The sequence below is a fragment of the Streptomyces sp. NPDC014864 genome (assembly GCF_043081525.1).
In the GTDB taxonomy this organism is placed as follows: Bacteria; Actinomycetota; Actinomycetes; order Streptomycetales; family Streptomycetaceae; genus Streptomyces.
In genome coordinates this window covers 64,479-80,330 of the sequence record NZ_JBIBWT010000016.1, presented here as the reverse complement: position 1 = coordinate 80,330, position 15,852 = coordinate 64,479, and the positions used below count along the sequence as shown (strand labels likewise).

General features: G+C 72.8%; 14 protein-coding genes. 6 read left to right on the top strand and 8 right to left on the bottom strand.

The window, feature by feature from the left end; translation table 11 throughout:
• Positions 1 to 120: 120 nt before the first annotated feature.
• Entirely contained in the window at positions 121 to 636 is a 516-nt protein-coding gene (locus ACF1A5_RS26070) for a hypothetical protein (protein WP_392195297.1), read from the bottom strand.
• A gap of 144 nt (positions 637 to 780) precedes the next feature.
• On the bottom strand, positions 781 to 1,335 hold the full coding sequence (locus ACF1A5_RS26065) for a sigma-70 family RNA polymerase sigma factor (RefSeq protein WP_392195296.1): 555 nt from the start codon (positions 1,333 to 1,335) through the stop codon (positions 781 to 783).
• Positions 1,336 to 1,562: 227 nt separating this feature from the next.
• Between ACF1A5_RS26065 and ACF1A5_RS26060 the strand changes: the two genes are divergently transcribed.
• Positions 1,563 to 1,754 (top strand): hypothetical protein, encoded by a 192-nt coding sequence (locus tag ACF1A5_RS26060; RefSeq protein ID WP_392195295.1) that lies wholly within the window; start codon positions 1,563 to 1,565, stop codon positions 1,752 to 1,754.
• Positions 1,755 to 1,826: 72 nt separating this feature from the next.
• On the opposite strand, the gene ACF1A5_RS26055 is transcribed toward ACF1A5_RS26060, so the two are convergent.
• Both ACF1A5_RS26055 and ACF1A5_RS26050 read right to left on the bottom strand, forming a co-directional pair.
• Positions 1,827 to 3,239, bottom strand: a complete 1,413-nt coding sequence (locus ACF1A5_RS26055) for an amino acid permease (RefSeq protein ID WP_392195294.1) — start codon at positions 3,237 to 3,239, stop codon at positions 1,827 to 1,829.
• Between the two features lie 113 nt (positions 3,240 to 3,352).
• The gene (locus ACF1A5_RS26050; protein WP_356182730.1) at positions 3,353 to 3,814 is read right to left on the bottom strand and encodes a universal stress protein; all 462 of its coding nucleotides are present in this window, start codon (positions 3,812 to 3,814) and stop codon (positions 3,353 to 3,355) included.
• Positions 3,815 to 3,925: 111 nt separating this feature from the next.
• On the opposite strand from ACF1A5_RS26050, the gene lysX reads away from it, so the two are divergent.
• Both lysX and ACF1A5_RS26040 read left to right on the top strand, forming a co-directional pair.
• Complete coding sequence (gene lysX, locus ACF1A5_RS26045; protein WP_392195293.1) at positions 3,926 to 7,210, top strand: bifunctional lysylphosphatidylglycerol synthetase/lysine--tRNA ligase LysX; 3,285 nt, start codon at positions 3,926 to 3,928, stop codon at positions 7,208 to 7,210.
• 105 nt (positions 7,211 to 7,315) lie between these two features.
• The gene (locus ACF1A5_RS26040; RefSeq protein ID WP_392195292.1) at positions 7,316 to 8,176 is read left to right on the top strand and encodes a polysaccharide deacetylase family protein; all 861 of its coding nucleotides are present in this window, start codon (positions 7,316 to 7,318) and stop codon (positions 8,174 to 8,176) included.
• Positions 8,177 to 8,208: 32 nt separating this feature from the next.
• On the opposite strand, the gene ACF1A5_RS26035 is transcribed toward ACF1A5_RS26040, so the two are convergent.
• The 4 genes from ACF1A5_RS26035 to ACF1A5_RS26020 all read right to left on the bottom strand — a co-directional run bounded on the left by ACF1A5_RS26035 (position 8,209) and on the right by ACF1A5_RS26020 (position 10,752).
• Positions 8,209 to 8,877 carry a class F sortase gene (locus tag ACF1A5_RS26035; protein ID WP_392195291.1) on the bottom strand — a complete coding sequence of 223 codons (669 nt, stop codon included), beginning with the start codon at positions 8,875 to 8,877 and terminating at the stop codon, positions 8,209 to 8,211.
• A 157-nt stretch (positions 8,878 to 9,034) separates the two neighbouring features.
• Positions 9,035 to 9,574, bottom strand: a complete 540-nt coding sequence (locus tag ACF1A5_RS26030) for a hypothetical protein (protein ID WP_392195290.1) — start codon at positions 9,572 to 9,574, stop codon at positions 9,035 to 9,037.
• A gap of 194 nt (positions 9,575 to 9,768) precedes the next feature.
• Complete coding sequence (locus ACF1A5_RS26025) at positions 9,769 to 10,533, bottom strand: hypothetical protein (protein WP_392195289.1); 765 nt, start codon at positions 10,531 to 10,533, stop codon at positions 9,769 to 9,771.
• Positions 10,534 to 10,623: 90 nt separating this feature from the next.
• Positions 10,624 to 10,752 carry a hypothetical protein gene (locus tag ACF1A5_RS26020; protein ID WP_392195288.1) on the bottom strand — a complete coding sequence of 43 codons (129 nt, stop codon included), beginning with the start codon at positions 10,750 to 10,752 and terminating at the stop codon, positions 10,624 to 10,626.
• A 647-nt stretch (positions 10,753 to 11,399) separates the two neighbouring features.
• Here ACF1A5_RS26020 and ACF1A5_RS26015 point away from each other — a divergent pair.
• The 3 genes from ACF1A5_RS26015 to ACF1A5_RS26005 all read left to right on the top strand — a co-directional run bounded on the left by ACF1A5_RS26015 (position 11,400) and on the right by ACF1A5_RS26005 (position 15,534).
• Positions 11,400 to 12,365: an SCO0930 family lipoprotein gene (locus ACF1A5_RS26015; RefSeq protein WP_392195368.1), complete on the top strand. Its 966-nt coding sequence runs from the start codon at positions 11,400 to 11,402 to the stop codon at positions 12,363 to 12,365.
• 218 nt (positions 12,366 to 12,583) lie between these two features.
• A complete protein-coding gene (locus tag ACF1A5_RS26010) occupies positions 12,584 to 13,396 on the top strand; it encodes an SAM-dependent methyltransferase (protein ID WP_392195287.1) in 813 nt (270 codons plus the stop codon).
• Positions 13,393 to 15,534 carry a putative bifunctional diguanylate cyclase/phosphodiesterase gene (locus tag ACF1A5_RS26005; protein WP_392195286.1) on the top strand — a complete coding sequence of 714 codons (2,142 nt, stop codon included), beginning with the start codon at positions 13,393 to 13,395 and terminating at the stop codon, positions 15,532 to 15,534. Before ACF1A5_RS26010 ends, ACF1A5_RS26005 begins: the two co-directional genes overlap by 4 nt.
• The last annotated feature ends 318 nt before the right edge of the window (positions 15,535 to 15,852 follow it).

Here is a 15,852-nt window from a genome sequence, read left to right as displayed (position 1 = left end):
CGGGTGGGGTTACTCCTTGCTCCCACCCGTACGCAGCGGACAGCCGAATCACTCAAGCCACGGATCACAGAATGGCAACCAAGACGTTCGGAGCGGTGCGGTCCGCGGATTGGTGCGAATCTAAAAAAGATGGATCGCGAGGTGCCCTAGGGGCAGTCCGAGCCGCCAGGCCGGTGTCCACACCTTCGGCCCCTCGTCCTCCCCGGTCAGTCCCGCGCCGCCCGGGACCGCGTCCAGGTCGGGGGCGAGCAGTTCGGTCTCCTCCAGCCAGCGCCAGGCCGCCTCGGCCAGCGCCAGGTCCGGCGAGGGCACGCCGGAGGCGTGCGCGTCGGCCGCCAGCTCGGCCATCCGCTCGCCCACCCAGTGCTGCCACGGCTGGTCGTACGCCGTCAGCGACATCCAGGTCTCCAGCTGAGAGACCACCTGGATGCCGGAGAGCTCACCATCTGTGTCGGAGAGGAAGACGGTCAGCGCCAGCGCGTCCCGCCCGGCGCGGAACTCGAAGGACGTGGGCGGCATCAGATCGCCGGTGCGCAGCAGCTCGTCGGCGATGTACTCGGCGTACAACCACGCCATGGGGACGGCCAGTTCACCGCCACCGCTGCCGTCCGTGCTCTCGTGACCTCTGTGCAGCATCCCTTCCCTGCCTTCCTCCGGTGCGTGCGCGTCGCCCGGGACCGAACCCTGGGACCCCTGTCCGGAACACGGATGAGGACAGCCGATTACTCAACGAGGGTCCTCAGCAAGGCACTTTACGGAGGTTTGACTCACGGTCCGGTTTCACCGCAGGTCGGCCGCATATCCCGGAAGTACCCGGCGCAGGGCGCGCAGCGCGTAGTACGCGCGGGACTTCACGGTACCGGGCGGAATCCCCAGGGTTTGCGCAGCTTCCGCCACACTGGCCCCCTGGAAATACACCAGCACCAGGACTTCACGGTGTTCCGGAGTGAGTGTCTTCACAGCCTCGCGCACGTCGAGCGTCGCGACAGAGCGCTCGGCGTGGTCGGCGATCACCCGCGCGTTCTCCAGCACCGCGTCCCCGACCTCCGGCGGCCGCGCCTGCCGGGCCCGGCGCGCGTCGATGGCGAGCCGGCGCGCGACGGTCAGCAGCCAGGGCCGTACGGAGTCGAAGGCGTCGGCGCGCAGCGCCTCGGGATGCTGCCAGGCGCGCACGAGGGTCTCCTGCAGGAGGTCCTCGGCGCGCTGGCGGTCGCCGTCGCAGAGCCTGAGCAGCAGTGCGAAGAGCGGCCTGCCGTGCTCGCGCTGGAGTGCGGCGAGCTCGTGCTCGGCGGTCGTCGTCCCGTGCGGGAGCGGGAGGGTCATTCCGGCCGTCATGGCCGTATGGCACCGCGAAGGTCCCGGCGGGGACAGGGCGCGCGCACGGCTCTGCGGCGGACGGTCGATCGCGTCGACGAACGGTTCGACGAACGGTCACCGGATCACGGAAGCACGCCGGACGGGTTAACGGAGGGGGCGATGCCGTTTGCGGCGGCGGCCATTTTCGTACCCATTCATCTGACCGTACGACTTTGTCCGACGCATGATCGCAGTGGGGTGAACCGATGATCGCACGCAGACGGCAGATGGCCCTGGCCGTGACGGCCCTCCTCGCCGCGGCGGCCGCCTGCCAGGCCCACCAACGGGAGCAGCACGCCGCGCCGGGGCATCCGGCACCGCGCGCGGCGTCCGCCGCCGCCCTCCCGGCCGTCATCGGCGGCGAAGTCCGTGCTCCCGATGACTCGTTGCGACGTTGAGCCCTTCAGTCCTCCAGCCCTATCAGCCCTTCAGCCGTGGAGCCGGGCCTGAACCGGGCCCGGGTCGCGCGGCTAGCGTCGCGCCAGGGCCGACCGCTTGTACGAGTAGGCGAAGTAGATCACGCACCCGATCAGGAACCACACGGCGAACCGCACCCAGGTCTGCCACTGCAGGAACGTGATCAGCCAGATCGAGAAGACCACGCCGAGGGCCGGCACGAACGGCATCCACGGGGTGCGGAAGGCGCGCGGCAGCTCCGGCTGCCGGTAGCGCAGCACGATGACCGCCGTGCACACCACCACGAAGGCCAGCAGGATTCCGATGTTGGTCAGCTCGGCCGCCTCGGCGATCGGCAGGAACCCGGCGATGGCCGCCGAGGCCACCCCGACGATCCACGTCACCCGCGTCGGCACGTGCCGCGTGGGATGCGTCTTCGCGAACCACTTGGGCAGCAGCCCGTCCCGGGACATGGCGAACCACACGCGGGTCACGCCCAGCATGAAGGTGAACATCACGGTGAGGATGCCGATGATCGCGCCCACCGCGATCACGTCCGCCAGCCCGCCCAGGCCGACCGACTTGAACGCCGTGGAGAAGCCGCTCTCCTTGTCGATCTCCTTGTAGTTCTGCATACCGGTCAGCACCAGGCAGGCCGCCACGTACAGCACCATCGAGATCGCCAGCGAGTAGACGATCGCCTTGGGCATGTGCCGCTGCGCGTCCCGCGACTCCTCCGCCGCCGTCGACATGGCGTCGTAGCCGAACACCGCGAAGAACACCGTCGCGGCACCGGTGAACGTCCCGCCGATGCCGTACGGGAAGAACGGCCGGTAGTTGGCGGTGGTGATGTGGAAGACGCCGACCCCGATCACCAGCAGCACCACCAGGACCTTCAGCGCCACCACGAACGTCTCGAAGCGGGCCGCGCTGCGCATACCGAGGTTGAGCAGCCACGCGATGAGCAGACACAGCACGGCCGCGAACAGGTCGACCCGGTGCCCGGCACCGGTGCCCGGCGCGCCCAGCATCCAGGACGGCAGCTGCGCGCCCATGTCCTCGATGAGGAAGCCGAAGTAGCCGGAGATGCCGATCGCGACCACCGCCACGATCGCCGTGTACTCGAGCAGCAGGTCCCAGCCGATGAACCAGCCCGCGAACTCGCCGAGCACCGCGTATCCGTAGGTGTAGGCCGAGCCCGCCTTCGGGATCAGACCCGCGAACTCGGCGTACGACAGTGCCGCCGCCGCGCTGGCGAGGCCGGCGATGAGGAAGGACACGACCACCGCCGGGCCCGCCGTGCCGTTGGCCACCGTACCGGCGAGGGTGAAGATGCCCGCGCCGATGATGCCGCCCACCCCGATGGCGGTCAGCTGCCACAGGCCGAGCGAGCGCTCCAGCCGTGGGCCCTCGGCGACCTCCGTCTCTTCGATGTGCTCGATGGGTTTGCGGCGGAGAATGCCCTCGCCCATTCGGAGTCCGGCCATGCGCCTCACCTCTTCGCAGACGGCAAACGGCTGACGGCGGATCATGATGGCCCAGCACCGCCGGTCAGGGAAGACACCACGCACGACCGGGCCGGCGACGGTCGCGCGGTGGGTTACGGCACCACCGTCACCGGCCACCGCCCCGCCTTCACCAGACGCACCGCGACCGAGCCGACGATCCGGTGGCCGGCCTGCTCGGAGGCGCCCACCACCACGGCGTCCGCCTTGAGCTCGTCGGCGGCCGTGACCAGGCCGTTGTACGGGTCGCCCCGGAAGGTGTGGAACTCCCAGCGGACCTCGAATATCCCCTTGACCCGCTCGGCCGCCTCGCGGATCTGCTGGACCAGGTCCTCGGCGATCTCGTCGGTCGTCTCCGCCACCGGCGCCCCGAGCGCGGCGCCCGCCGTCATCACCGGCTGCACGTACACGACGGCCAGCAGGGCGTGCTGCCTGCGGGCCAGACCGCCCGCGTAGGCCGCGGCCCGCATCGACGAGTCGGAGCCGTCCACTCCGACGAGGATCACCTTCGGCCCGTCCGTGCCCCGCTCGAACCGCTGTGCGTGCTGTTCCGTCACGTCGAGAGGCTATCGAAGGCCGCGGGCCGCACCGGAGCACGGGCCACTTCGACGGGCGCGGCGCACGGGGTGTTCCTACAGTCGGAACATGAGCGCCACCCCGAAGCGACCATGACCGCCACCGCCGACGCCGCCCCGGCCGCGGCAGGGGCCGGAAGCCGTCCCGGGCGGCCGCCCCGCGACGGCTTCCTGCACCGGGTGCCCGGAGGCGTCGGTGCCTTCTTCGGCGCCCTCGGCCTGTTCTGCGTCCTGCTGGACCTCGTCGCCCCGCTGCGCGTGCTGCTCCGTCCGGTCGTCCGCGTCCTCGAACTCCTCCTGGTGCCGGTCAGTGCCAACCTCGCCTACGCCGCCTTCCTCTTCCTGCTGGCCGCGGCGACCGCCGCCCGCAAGAAGGTCGCCTGGTGGCTGGTCGTCGTCTACCTGGGCCTCGTGGTCCTCAGCGACGTGCTCGGCCTGGCGGCCGGGGAGTACGCCGAGTCGCTGCCGTCGCTCGTGGTCTGCTCCCTCGCGCTGCTGCTGCTCGTCGCCGCCCGGGACGAGTTCTACGCCGCCTCCCGCCGCGGCGCCCTCTGGCGGGCGCTGGCGGTGCTGGCCGCCGGGATCGCGGCGGCGATCCTGACCGGCTGGGGCCTGGTCGCGCTGTTCCCCGGCACCCTGCCCGAGGGCCAGTACCTGGCCTGGGCCGCCGACCGGGTCTGCGGCGGGCTGGTCGGCGCACGCGCCTTCGACGGCCGCCCGCCGCGCGCCGTCACCTTCCTGCTCGGCCTGTTCGGCGCGCTCGCCCTGCTCAACGCCGCCGCCACGCTGTTCCGCTCGCAGCGCCTGGAGGCGGCCCTGCACGGCGACGAGGAGGACCGTATCCGCGCCCTTCTGGCGGCCTACGGCGAACAGGACTCCCTCGGCTACTTCGCCACCCGCCGCGACAAGGCCGTGGTCTTCTCGCCGAGCGGCAAGGGCGCCGTCACCTACCGCGTCGAGGCCGGGGTCTGCCTGGCCAGCGGTGATCCCGTCGGCGACCGCGAGGCCTGGCCACACGCCATCGCCGCCTGGCTGGACGTCGCCCGCCGCCACGCCTGGGCACCCGCCGTGATGGGCGCCTCCGAGGACGGGGCCAGGGCCTACGCCCGCGCCGGACTCGGCGCCCTGCAACTGGGCGACGAGGCGATCGTGCACGTCGCCGACTTCGACCTCGCGGGCCGGGACATGCGCGTGACCCGGCAGGCCGTGCACCGTGTCCGGCGCACCGGCGCCACCTGCCGCATCCGGCGCCACGCCACCCTCGGCGACGCCGAGATGGAGGAGGTGATCGACAAGGCCGATGCCTGGCGCGACACCGAGACCGAGCGCGGCTTCTCCATGGCCCTGGACCGCCTCGGCGACCCCGCGGACGGCGACTGCCTCCTCGTGGAGGCCCTCAGCGCCGACGGGCGGCTGCTCGCCCTGCTCTCCTTCGTCCCCTGGGGCCGCGACGGCGTCTCCCTGGACCTGATGCGCCGGGACCGCGCCGCCCCCAACGGCGTCATGGAGTTCATGGTCGCCGAACTGTGCGCGGCCGCACCGAAGCGGGGTGTGCACCGTATCTCGCTGAACTTCGCCGTCTTCCGCTCGGCGTTCGAGGAGGGCGCCCGCATCGGCGCCGGACCGGTGCTGCGGCTGTGGCGCCGCCTGCTGCTGTTCCTCTCCCGCTGGTGGCAGCTGGAGGCGCTGTACCGCTCCAACGCCAAGTACCACCCCGAGTGGTACCCCCGCTTCATCTGCTACGGCGACGCCGCCCAGCTCGCCCGCATCGGCCTGGCCTCCGGCATCGCCGAGGGCTTCGTTTCCGTACCCTCGCTGCGCAAGCTCTGGGGCAAGGGCCACACCGGGCACGGATCCGGGCCCGTCACGCCCGGCGCCCCGCCCGCCCCGGCGGCCCGCGGCGCCGGCGAGGAACGGCGGGCCGCACCCGCCGACCCGCTCGCCGGTCTGCCCGAACAGGTCCGGGTCCGCCACCGCACCCTGGACCGGCTGCGCGCCGTCGGCATCGATCCCTACCCGGTCGGCGTCCCGGCCCGCACCCGCGCCCTCGCCGAGGTCCGCGACGGGGAACAGGTCACGGTCGCCGGGCGGATCATGCTGATGCGCGACTTCGGCGGCATCGTCTTCGTCGTCCTGCGCGACTGGTCCGGCGACCGCCAACTCGCCCTCACCCGCTCCGGCTCCGGGCCGGCCCTGGACCGCTTCACCGCCGACGCCGACCTCGGCGACCACATCTCCGCCACCGGCCGGGCGGGCGTCAGCGACCGGGGCGAGCCGACCGTCTTCGTCACCTCCTGGACACTGCTCGGCAAGTGCCTGCACCCGCTGCCCGACAAGCGCCGCGGCCTCACCGACCCCGAGGCGAGGATCCGCCGCCGCTACCTCGACCTGGTGACGAGCCCCGAGGCCCGCGCCGTCGTCCGCACCCGCTCCACCGCCGTCCAGGCCCTGCGCCAGGGCCTGCTGGACCGCGGCTTCCTCGAGGTCGAGACCCCGATGCTGCAACCGGTCCACGGCGGCGCCCACGCCCGCCCCTTCACCACCCACATCAACGCCTACGATCTGGACCTGTACCTGCGCATCGCCCCCGAGCTGTACCTGAAGCGGCTCTGCGTCGGCGGTCTGGAGCGGGTCTTCGAGCTGGGCCGCACCTTCCGCAACGAGGGCGTCTCCTACAAGCACAACCCCGAGTTCACGATGCTGGAGGCCTACCAGGCCTACGCCGACTACGACGTGATGCTCGACCTCACCCGCGAACTGATCCAGGCCGCCGCGACCGCCGCCCACGGCCGCGCGGTCGCCCGCCGGGACGGCACCGAGTACGACATCTCCGGGCCCTGGCCGGTCAAGACCGTGCACGGCGCGATCTCCGAGGCGCTGGGGGAGGAGATCGACGCGGGCACGGGCCTGGCGGTGCTGCACCGGCTCTGCGACCGCGCGGGCGTGCCCTACACCGCGGACGACGGCCCCGGGGACGTGGTCCTGGAGATGTACGAGCGGCTGGTGGAGGAACGGACCGGGCCGCCCACCTTCTACAAGGACTTCCCGACCGAGGTCTCCCCCCTCACCCGGCAGCACCGCACCGACCCGCGCCTCGCCGAGCGCTGGGACCTCGTCGCCTTCGGCACCGAACTCGGCACCGCCTACTCGGAACTGACCGACCCCGTCGAGCAGCGGCGCCGCCTCACCGCCCAGTCGCTGCTCGCCGCCGGCGGCGACCCGGAGGCGATGGAACTCGACGAGGACTTCCTCGACGCCCTCGCCTACGCCATGCCGCCCACCGGCGGGCTCGGTCTCGGCGTCGACCGCCTTGTCATGTTCCTCAGCGGACTGACCATCCGCGAGACGCTGCCCTTCCCGCTGGTGCGCCGCCGCTGAGCGGACCGGACCGGCCCGGCCCGGCACTGGACCAGGCGGGTGTTTTCCCGGCCCCGCTCCCGCGGTGGCGTGGTCCCGCGGTGCTCCACGGGCGACTGATGACTCATGCAGAAGGAACAGTTGCTCACACGGCGGCGGGCCCTGCTCGCCGGGGTCGCCGCTCTGGGGGCGGCGGGAGCGGCCGGCACCGCCGGTCTGCTGTCCTCGGGCTCCTCGGGCTCCTCCGGTCCTCCCGTGCGGGGCGCCGGCCCGGTCGCGGGCTCCCCGGCGCGCGGCGCCCTCGCCCCCTCCGCCTACCGTCTGCGGCCCCTGACGGGCGAGGGCACGCCACGCGCCGTTCCCGGGCCGACCCGGGTGCGCCGCGCGCCGATCCTGCGCATGTCCGGACGCGGCCGCACCATGATGCTGACGTTCGACGACGGTCCCGACCCCCGCTACACCCCGCACATCCTGGACACACTGGCCAGGTACGACGTCCGGGCCACGTTCTTCGTGTGCGGAGGGAGAGCCGACGGGAACCGGGACCTGCTGGCCCGGATGGCCGACGAGGGACACGTCGTCGGCAACCACACCTGGAGCCACCCGCTGCTCACCAAGCTGTCCCGCCGCCGCATCCGCTCCGAGATGGAACGCACCAGCGACATCATCGAACGCGCCTACGGTGAACGCCCCCTGTGGTTCCGCGCCCCCTACGGCGCCTGGAACCGGGCGACCTTCCAGCTCGGCGCCGAGATGGGCATGGAACCGCTGGCCTGGACGCTGGACAGCTTCGACTGGACCGAACCGCCCCCCGTCGCCGACGCGATCGTCGACCAGGTAGTGGGCGGCGCCGCCCCCGGCTTCCTGGTCCTCAACCACGACGCCGGCGGCGACCGTTCGCAGAGCGTCCGCGCGCTGCGCGCCTACCTGCCGGCCCTGCTGGACGAGGGCTACCACCTCACCGTGCCCCGCCGGTCGTACACCTGACCGGGCGTCGGGGCCCGCCACGCCGGCTCCGCTCAGCGGACCTCGGTCAGGCGGGCGAAGACGACGACGTTGCCGTCGTAGCCGATCCCCTGGGAGAAGCCGCCGCCGCAGGTGATCACCCGCAGCTCCGGTGCCCCCTTCGAACCGTAGACGCGCTCCCCGGGGAAGCCGTTCTTGGCGAACACCTCGACGCCGTAGATCCCGAACACGGCCGTCCTGCCGTCCTGCCGCCGGACCTCGATCCTGCTCCCCTTCCGCAGCGCGCCCAGTCCGTAGAACACGGCGGGACCGGTCCTGTTGTCGACATGGCCGACGACGACGGCGGTGCCCTTCTCGCCGGGGGCCACCGCGCCGGTGAACCAGCCCGCCAGATTCGGGTTCTCCGGCGGCGGCGCGCCGACCCAGCCGTCGGCGTCCAGACCGACCGGTGTGATGGGCGCGTCGACCCGGATCGCGGGGATCCTGACCCGCCGCGGAACCGAGTACGGCAGGGGTGCGGGCGCCGCCGAGGACGTACGGCCGCCGTCCGGGGCGACCGCTCTCGCGGGCTGCGGCGGGCCGGTGTCGAACTCACCCGAGCCGCCGCGGACGAGCGCGATCCCGGTGAGCAGGACGAGCGCCGTCACGCCCCACGGGACATGCTTCCGAGGTGCGCGCTCCTCCTCCTCGCCGGGCGCCCCGGACAGCCAGTCCACAGACATCCGCCCTCCTCTCCCGCTCCGGCCGTCGCCCCTGCACGTCCGCACACCAGAACGCTAAGGACCGCACGCGCGGCCGGCGACGGGGCGGGCGCGAACGGGTGGTCCGTCGGCCCTCGCCGCGCCGTCCCGTGGCTTCGGGCCCGATGCCGGGCCGTGGTCAGGTGCCGTTCTCGCCGCAACGGCGGCGCGCGAGGCAGTACGCCGCGCCGAGCGACCCGATGACCAGGGCGGTGCCCATGCCGAGTTCCTTGAGTCCGGGGCCGGAGAGGGTGCCGCCCTCGCCCGCGCGGACGCCGTGCCGGGCGGCGGCCGGGCCGCCGCCGTCCTGGCCGTGGCCGCCGGCGATCGTCAGGTCCGCGGCCCCACTGTGGCCGTCGCAGGTGAACGTCACCTGGTAGACGGCACCCGGCCGGGCGTCCCCGTCGCCCCGCACGGTCTGGGACGAGCGCCCTCGCGGGATGCTGACCGCGTCGAAGACACCGGACGACACGGTCGCGGGGCCCCGGCAGCCGCCCCGGCCGCGATCGATCTCCAGCGTCACCTGCCCGCCCGGCACGACGGTGGACGGCCGCACGCCGACCCGGAACGCGGTGCCGCCGGGGCGGCCGTCGCCGCCGCTCGACACGGCGGCAGGGGCGGCCAGGGCGAGAGCGGCGACGGCCGGCAGCGCGACCGAGGCGGCGCGTACGACGCGCATGACGGATCCTCCCGGTTCCCGAGGAGCGGTCGCGGACCTCCTGCGTCCGTGCCGGAAACGCGCCTCGACGATCGAAACGCTAGGAACGCCCGCGCCCGGCCGCGATCGCAGCCGGGCGAACGGAGCAACCGGGTGCGCCGCCCGGCGACCGCGCTCCCGACGCCCCGTCGGCTGACGGGCCGTCACTGTTCCGCTCAGTGGCCGAGGTGGGGGAACAGGGCCAGGAAGGGGTCCGCCGACGCCGCGATGCCCCGGCTGAAGGGCGCGTCGAAGTCCCAGATCAGGAACAGCAGGAAGGCGATCAGCGCCGAGAACAGCCCGGCGAGGATCAGCTCCCGTGGCGTCCGTCTGATCTGGAGCGCGAACACCATGCCGATGGTGATCACGGCGCCCGCGATCAACCCGAACCACACCACGCCCGGCATGGTCGCCCCCGTGGAGTCGGCCCGAGCGGTGCGGGCCTGGTCGGCCGCGGACACCTGGTCCACGAGCGGCTGGTACGCCTGCGCCTGGAAGTCCGACGTCGGGCGGTAGTCGGTGACGTCCGCGCGGACCCGGTCGAGCAGCCGGCCGCCCTGCGGCGTGACCTCGCCGTGGTCCGCCATCGCCTTCCACTCGGTGGTGACGACGTGTCCGACATAGGCGTTGACATCGGAGCGAATGCGGTCACGGACGTCGGGCGGGTAGACCCGGACCCGTTCGGAGATCTCGTGCAGCGCCTGCGCCTCAGCCTGGACGTGGTCCTGCGCGGCGACGCGGCCCTCCCAGACACCGGCGATGGCCAGGCCCAGGACGATGGCGTACACCACGCCGATCCACATCGTCATGTACTCGATGACGTCCGGGGTCTCACTGGGATCGTCGTCCTCGGCCGCCGTGCGGTGCCGCAGGAAGGTGACGATGACGACCACGGCGCAGGCGGCCAGCATCGCGAGGACGAGAACAAGCCATTCCGACAACAGGTTCCTCCGGGGATCGGTGCGAGGGATCGGTGTGGGGGATTGGGGCGGGGGACGGAGTCGGGGGCCGGGGCGAGGGTGGGGCGGGGGTCAGCGCGGACGGAGCGCGGCGACTGCGGCCAGCGCGGGCACCGCGATGAGCAGGACGTAGGTGACCGGCGCCGGGCCGTGCCGGGGCGTGCGCCGGTGCTGCCGGGGGTGGTACGGCGGGTAGCTCACCGGCGTCACCGACGGGCGGGGGCCCGGCTTGAGGGCCGGCTTGGGAGCCGGTTCCGGAGGCGGGGCGGGCGCCGGCGGGGGAAGCGGGGGCGCCGGACGCGGAGGGGGCGGCGGCGCGGGTCGAGGCGCCGGGCGGGAAGTCGGCTTGGGCGGAGGCGGCGGAGGGGGTGGTGGAGGCGGAGGGGGTGGCGGAGGCGGGGGAGGGGGAGTGGGGGTCGGTGTGGGAGTCGGTGCCGGGGTGGGTCCGCACGGCGGGAACGCCGGCCAGGAGCCGCCGGCCACCGACACCGCCACCATGCCGTCCGGGCCCGTGGAGGCGTACGCGCAGGCGTCGGCCGCGGCCGTTCCGGCCGGCACGCTCACGTACAGCCATGCCAGCGTCACGGGGACCAACACCCGGAGAACAAGGGCGAATCGGGTCGGTTCGGGTCGGTGCACGACGAAGATCATGAGCCGCGACACGCCCCCGCACTCCGCCGGAGGCGTGGATTGCCCCGAAGGAGGGACGGGTGGCGCGAAACATGTCACGGCTCTCGGAAAGAAAATCGCGCCGCCGTTGAACACAACCACCGCTCCCGTGCGTACTCAGTGTCGTGCGGCGGCGCAGCAGGGCGCCACAACACCATTGGGATCATTGGGAGTTGACGATGAAGACCTCCTGGCGGAGCGCCTCGCTCGTGGCCACGGCCGCGGCCGTGCTGGCGCTGACGACGGCGTGCGGTCAGGAAAGCACTCCGCCGGCGGGCAGTCAGAACGTGGGCGCGACGGCCCCGGTCGGCGGCTACGGCAACTCCGGCACGGGCACGGGCAGCGGCGTCGGCGCGGGCACGGGGGTCGGCAACGGCTACGGTGCCGACGGCCAGCAGTCCGCGGGCGGCTCCAAGTCCGCGGGGGAGCTCGCCGTCTCCGCCAACGCGGAACTGGGCAAGGTGCTGACCGACAGCGCCGGGATGACCCTGTACCGCTTCGACCAGGACACGGCCGAACCCCCCAAGGCCTCCTGTGACGGCGACTGTGCCAAGACCTGGCCCCCGGTCCCGGCGGACGACGCCACCGCCGGCGCCGGCATCGACAAGGCGCTGCTGGGCGAGGTCACCCGCTCCGACGGCACCAAGCAGCTGACCGTCGCCGGCTGGCCCGCGTACCGCTACGCGAAGGACGCCAAGGCCGGTCAGACCAGCGGCCAGGGCGTGGGCGGCAAGTGGTTCGCCCTCGCGCCCGACGGCAAGAAGGCCTCGCTGTCGAGCCTGCCCGGCCTGTCGGTGAAGAAGACCGACCTCGGCGACATCGTCGTCGACAAGAACGGCATGACGGTCTACCGCTTCCTGAAGGACGAGGCGTGGCCCAAGCCGGTGTCCGCCTGCACCGGGGCGTGCCTGGAGAAGTGGCCGGCCGTGGCCCCGGTCACCGCCGACGACACCAAGGGCGTCAAGAAGAAGGGCCTGATGGGCTTCACCCGGCCGGACGGGGTCAAGCAGATGACCGTGAACTGCTGGCCGATCTACACCTTCTCCGGGGACAAGGTGCCCGGGGACATCAACGGCCAGGGCGTCGGCGGCACCTGGTACGCCGTCTCCCCGGACGGAAAGCCGGTCGGCGCGCCGGCGAAGTAGGTAACCCACCGACCGGACCGCCCCCTCCGCACCGCACGGAGGGGGCGGTTCGCCGTGTCCGCATGTCCCCGCGACCGCTCCGACGCGGGCGCCGGCAGGGAGAGTGCCGCAGGCAGTGACCGGGAACGGATGGTCAATTTCCGGTTCCGCTCGCTCCTTTGGCGGGCGATCAGTAGCCTCTGCTCGAACACCGGATCGCCTCAGCCTTGGAGAGATCGATGGAGCGTCCCGCCTGGGCCCCCCGGAGCATCGACATCTCGGTGCCGAGCGTCGCTCGCCTCTACGACTACTACCTGGGCGGTTCGCACAACTTCGAGGTCGACCGGGAAGCGGCCCGCAGGGCCATGGAGTTCCTGCCGGGGCTCCCCAAGATCATGCAGGCCAACCGGGCGTTCATGCGCCGGGCCGTGCGCTTCGCCCTCGACGAGGGCGTCACCCAGTTCCTGGACATCGGCTCCGGCATCCCCACCTTCGGAAGCGCCCACGAGGTCGCCCAGGCCGCCCGCCCCGGCGCGCGCGTGGTGTACGTCGACCACGACCCGGTGGCGGTCGCCCACAGCCAGGCGGTCCTCGCGGGCAACGACGACGCGGACGTCGTCGCGGCGGACCTGCGCAAGCCCTCGGACATCCTCAACAGCCCCCAAGTGGAACGGCTGATCGACCTGAATCGGCCAGTGGCGCTGCTCCTCGTTGCCATACTGCACTTCGTGGAAGACGCGGACGACCCTTACTGTGCGGTGGAACAGTTGCGAGACGCACTCGCGCCCGGCAGCCTGCTCGTACTCACGCATGCCTCGTACGAGGGAATCCCCCTGCCGCCGGAACGGAGCGAGGGCGCGGTCGACGTGTACAAGGACATTCGCAATCCGCTGATCATGCGTTCGCGCGACGAGATCGCGCGGTTCTTCGAGGGGTACGACATGGTGGAGCCCGGACTGGTGCCGATGCCTCAGTGGCGGCCGGAGACGGCACCGGAGGACGAGGATCCATATGCGTTCTCCGGTTTCGCCGGCGTGGGGCGTACGGCGTGAGCGCGGAACCGGACGGGCCGGAGGACAGACTGCGCCGGCTGACGACGATCTGGAGCCGGGCGGTCTTCCCGGTCACCGCGACGTCGCTCACCCGGCCGGAGCTCGAGGAACGACTCCTGCCGCTGGCCCGCCGGTTGAGTCGGGCGCTGCGGGCCAGGACGTTCGACGCCGACGAGGGCGAGGCGGTCGGCGCGGCGCTGGTCGGCGCGCACTGCACCGCCCCCGAGGCGCTCAGCCGTTCCCTGGACTGCGTGGACGCCTACCTGGTGCTGTACTGCGGCGGGGACGGCGAGCAGGAGGACCTGCGCGCCCGCTCCTCCCGGCTGCAACACGCGATGGCCGCCGGATTCGCCCGGGCGCTGCGCGATCGCACCCTGGCCGAGCAGGAGGCGATCGCGCAGGCCGCGCTGCGCGCCCAGGGCGTGGTGGCGAAGGCGCTGCACGCGAGCGAGGCCCGGTTCAGAGCGGTGTTCGAGGGCGCGGCCATAGGCATCGGGATCGCCGACCTGGACGGCAACATCCTCCAGGGCAACGGCGCGTTGCTGCGCATGTTCGGCGGGGCCGAGCCGGGGATGCGCGGCCGCAACTTCAAGGAGTGGACGCACGCCGAGGACGCCCCGCAGATCTGGCGGCTGTACGAGGAACTCGTGCGCGGTGAGCGTGAGCACTACCACGTGGAGAAGGCCTTCTCCCGCCCCGACGGAACGGCCCTGTGGACCAATCTGAGCGTCTCCCTGCTGCGGGACGCCGAGGGCAGGCCCCAGTACCAGCTCGCGCTGATGGAGGACATCACCGAGCGGCGGCTGCTGAACCTCCGGCTGCGCTACGAGGCCACCCACGACGCCCTCACCGGCCTGCCCAACCGCACCCTGTTCTTCGAACGCCTGGAGAAGGCGCTGAACGCGGGCGAGGGCCAGCGCTTCGGTCTGTGCTACCTCGACCTGGACGGCTTCAAGACCATCAACGACAGCCTCGGGCACGCCGCCGGCGACCGGCTGCTCGTCGAGGTCGCCGACCGCCTCCAGTCCTGTGCGACGGCGCCCGGCGAGATGGTCGCCCGGCTCGGCGGCGACGAGTTCGTCGCGCTGACCACCGGGCCCGACACCGAGCGCGAGGTGGACGAGCTCGCCGCCCGCATCATGAACGCCCTCGTCGCGCCGGTCAGCGTCGACGGCCGGGAGCTGACCGTGCGCGGCAGCATCGGCATCGTCGAGGGGCCGGTGGGCGAGCGCAGCGCGGCGGAGGTGCTGCGCAGCGCGGACATCACCATGTACCGGGCGAAGTCGGCCGGCGGCAACCGCTTCGAGCTGGCCGACCCGGAGGCGGACGCCCGCGCCATCACCCGGCACGGGCTGACCACGGCCCTGCCGACGGCCCTGGACCGGGGCGAGTTCTTCATCGAGTACCAGCCGCTGGTGCACCTCGGCGACGGCAGTGTGCGGGGCGCCGAGGCGCTGGTGCGCTGGCTGCACCCGCAGCACGGGGTCCTCGGTCCCGACCGGTTCATCCCCCTCGCCGAGCACACGGGGCTGATCGTGCCGCTGGGCCGCTGGGTCATGGAGCAGTCGGTCCGTCAGGCCCGCGAGTGGCGCCGGCACCACGGGGACGGCTCCGCGGGGCCGCTGCGCATCAACGTCAACCTCTCGCCGTGCCAGCTCTCGCACCCCCATCTGGTGCAGGACACCGTCGAGATCCTGGAGCGGGAGGGCGTGGAGCCCGACGCACTGTGCCTGGAGGTCACCGAGTCGGCCCTCATCGGCGCCGAGGACGACCTGCTCAAACCGCTGCGCCGACTGGCCGAGATGGGCGTCGACATCGCCCTGGACGACTTCGGCACCGGCTACTCCAACCTGGCCAACCTGCGCCGGCTGCCCGTGAGCGTGCTGAAGCTGGACCGCTCCTTCACCCGGGGAATGCAGCAGTTCCCCGCGGACCCCGTGGACCTCAAGATCGTCGAGGGGATCGTCTCCCTCGCGCACAGCCTCGACCTCGCGGTCACCGTGGAGGGCGTGGAGACCGGCGCCCAGGCCGAGCAACTGCGCATTCTGGGCTGCGACACCGCCCAGGGCTGGTACTACGCCCGCCCCGGCCCCCCGGAACGCCTCCATGAACTGACCCTGGTGGACGCGACGGGCTGAGGGGGACGGTCGCGTCCGACCGACCCGCGTGCCTCGGCCCGCGCCGGGGTCGCGCGCTTCCGTCCGCGGCGGGCCATGGCGCTTGCGTCCGCGACGCGGCCGCTGCGTTTGTGTCCGCGCCGGGGCGCGTGCTTCGGTCCGTTGCCGGCCGTGGCGCTTGCGTCCGCGGCGAGGCCGCTGCGCTTGTGCCCGCGTCGGGGCGCGTGCTTCGGTCGCCGGGCGGGCCGTGGCGCTTGCGTCCGCGGCGAGGCCGCTGCGTTTGTGTCCGCGTCGGGGCGCGTGCTTCGGTCGCCGGGCGGGCCGTGGCGCTTGCGTCCG

Bases quoted from the DNA above. Each gene is read 5' to 3' on its own strand.
- ACF1A5_RS26070 (WP_392195297.1), bottom strand. From the start codon at position 636: ATGCTGCACAGAGGTCACGAGAGCACGGACGGCAGCGGTGGCGGTGAA.
- ACF1A5_RS26065 (WP_392195296.1), bottom strand. From the start codon at position 1,335: ATGACGGCCGGAATGACCCTCCCGCTCCCGCACGGGACGACGACCGCC.
- ACF1A5_RS26060 (WP_392195295.1), top strand. From the start codon at position 1,563: ATGATCGCACGCAGACGGCAGATGGCCCTGGCCGTGACGGCCCTCCTC.
- ACF1A5_RS26055 (WP_392195294.1), bottom strand. From the start codon at position 3,239: ATGGCCGGACTCCGAATGGGCGAGGGCATTCTCCGCCGCAAACCCATC.
- lysX (WP_392195293.1), top strand. From the start codon at position 3,926: ATGACCGCCACCGCCGACGCCGCCCCGGCCGCGGCAGGGGCCGGAAGC.
- ACF1A5_RS26040 (WP_392195292.1), top strand. From the start codon at position 7,316: ATGCAGAAGGAACAGTTGCTCACACGGCGGCGGGCCCTGCTCGCCGGG.
- ACF1A5_RS26035 (WP_392195291.1), bottom strand. From the start codon at position 8,877: ATGTCTGTGGACTGGCTGTCCGGGGCGCCCGGCGAGGAGGAGGAGCGC.
- ACF1A5_RS26030 (WP_392195290.1), bottom strand. From the start codon at position 9,574: ATGCGCGTCGTACGCGCCGCCTCGGTCGCGCTGCCGGCCGTCGCCGCT.
- ACF1A5_RS26015 (WP_392195368.1), top strand. From the start codon at position 11,400: ATGAAGACCTCCTGGCGGAGCGCCTCGCTCGTGGCCACGGCCGCGGCC.
- ACF1A5_RS26010 (WP_392195287.1), top strand. From the start codon at position 12,584: ATGGAGCGTCCCGCCTGGGCCCCCCGGAGCATCGACATCTCGGTGCCG.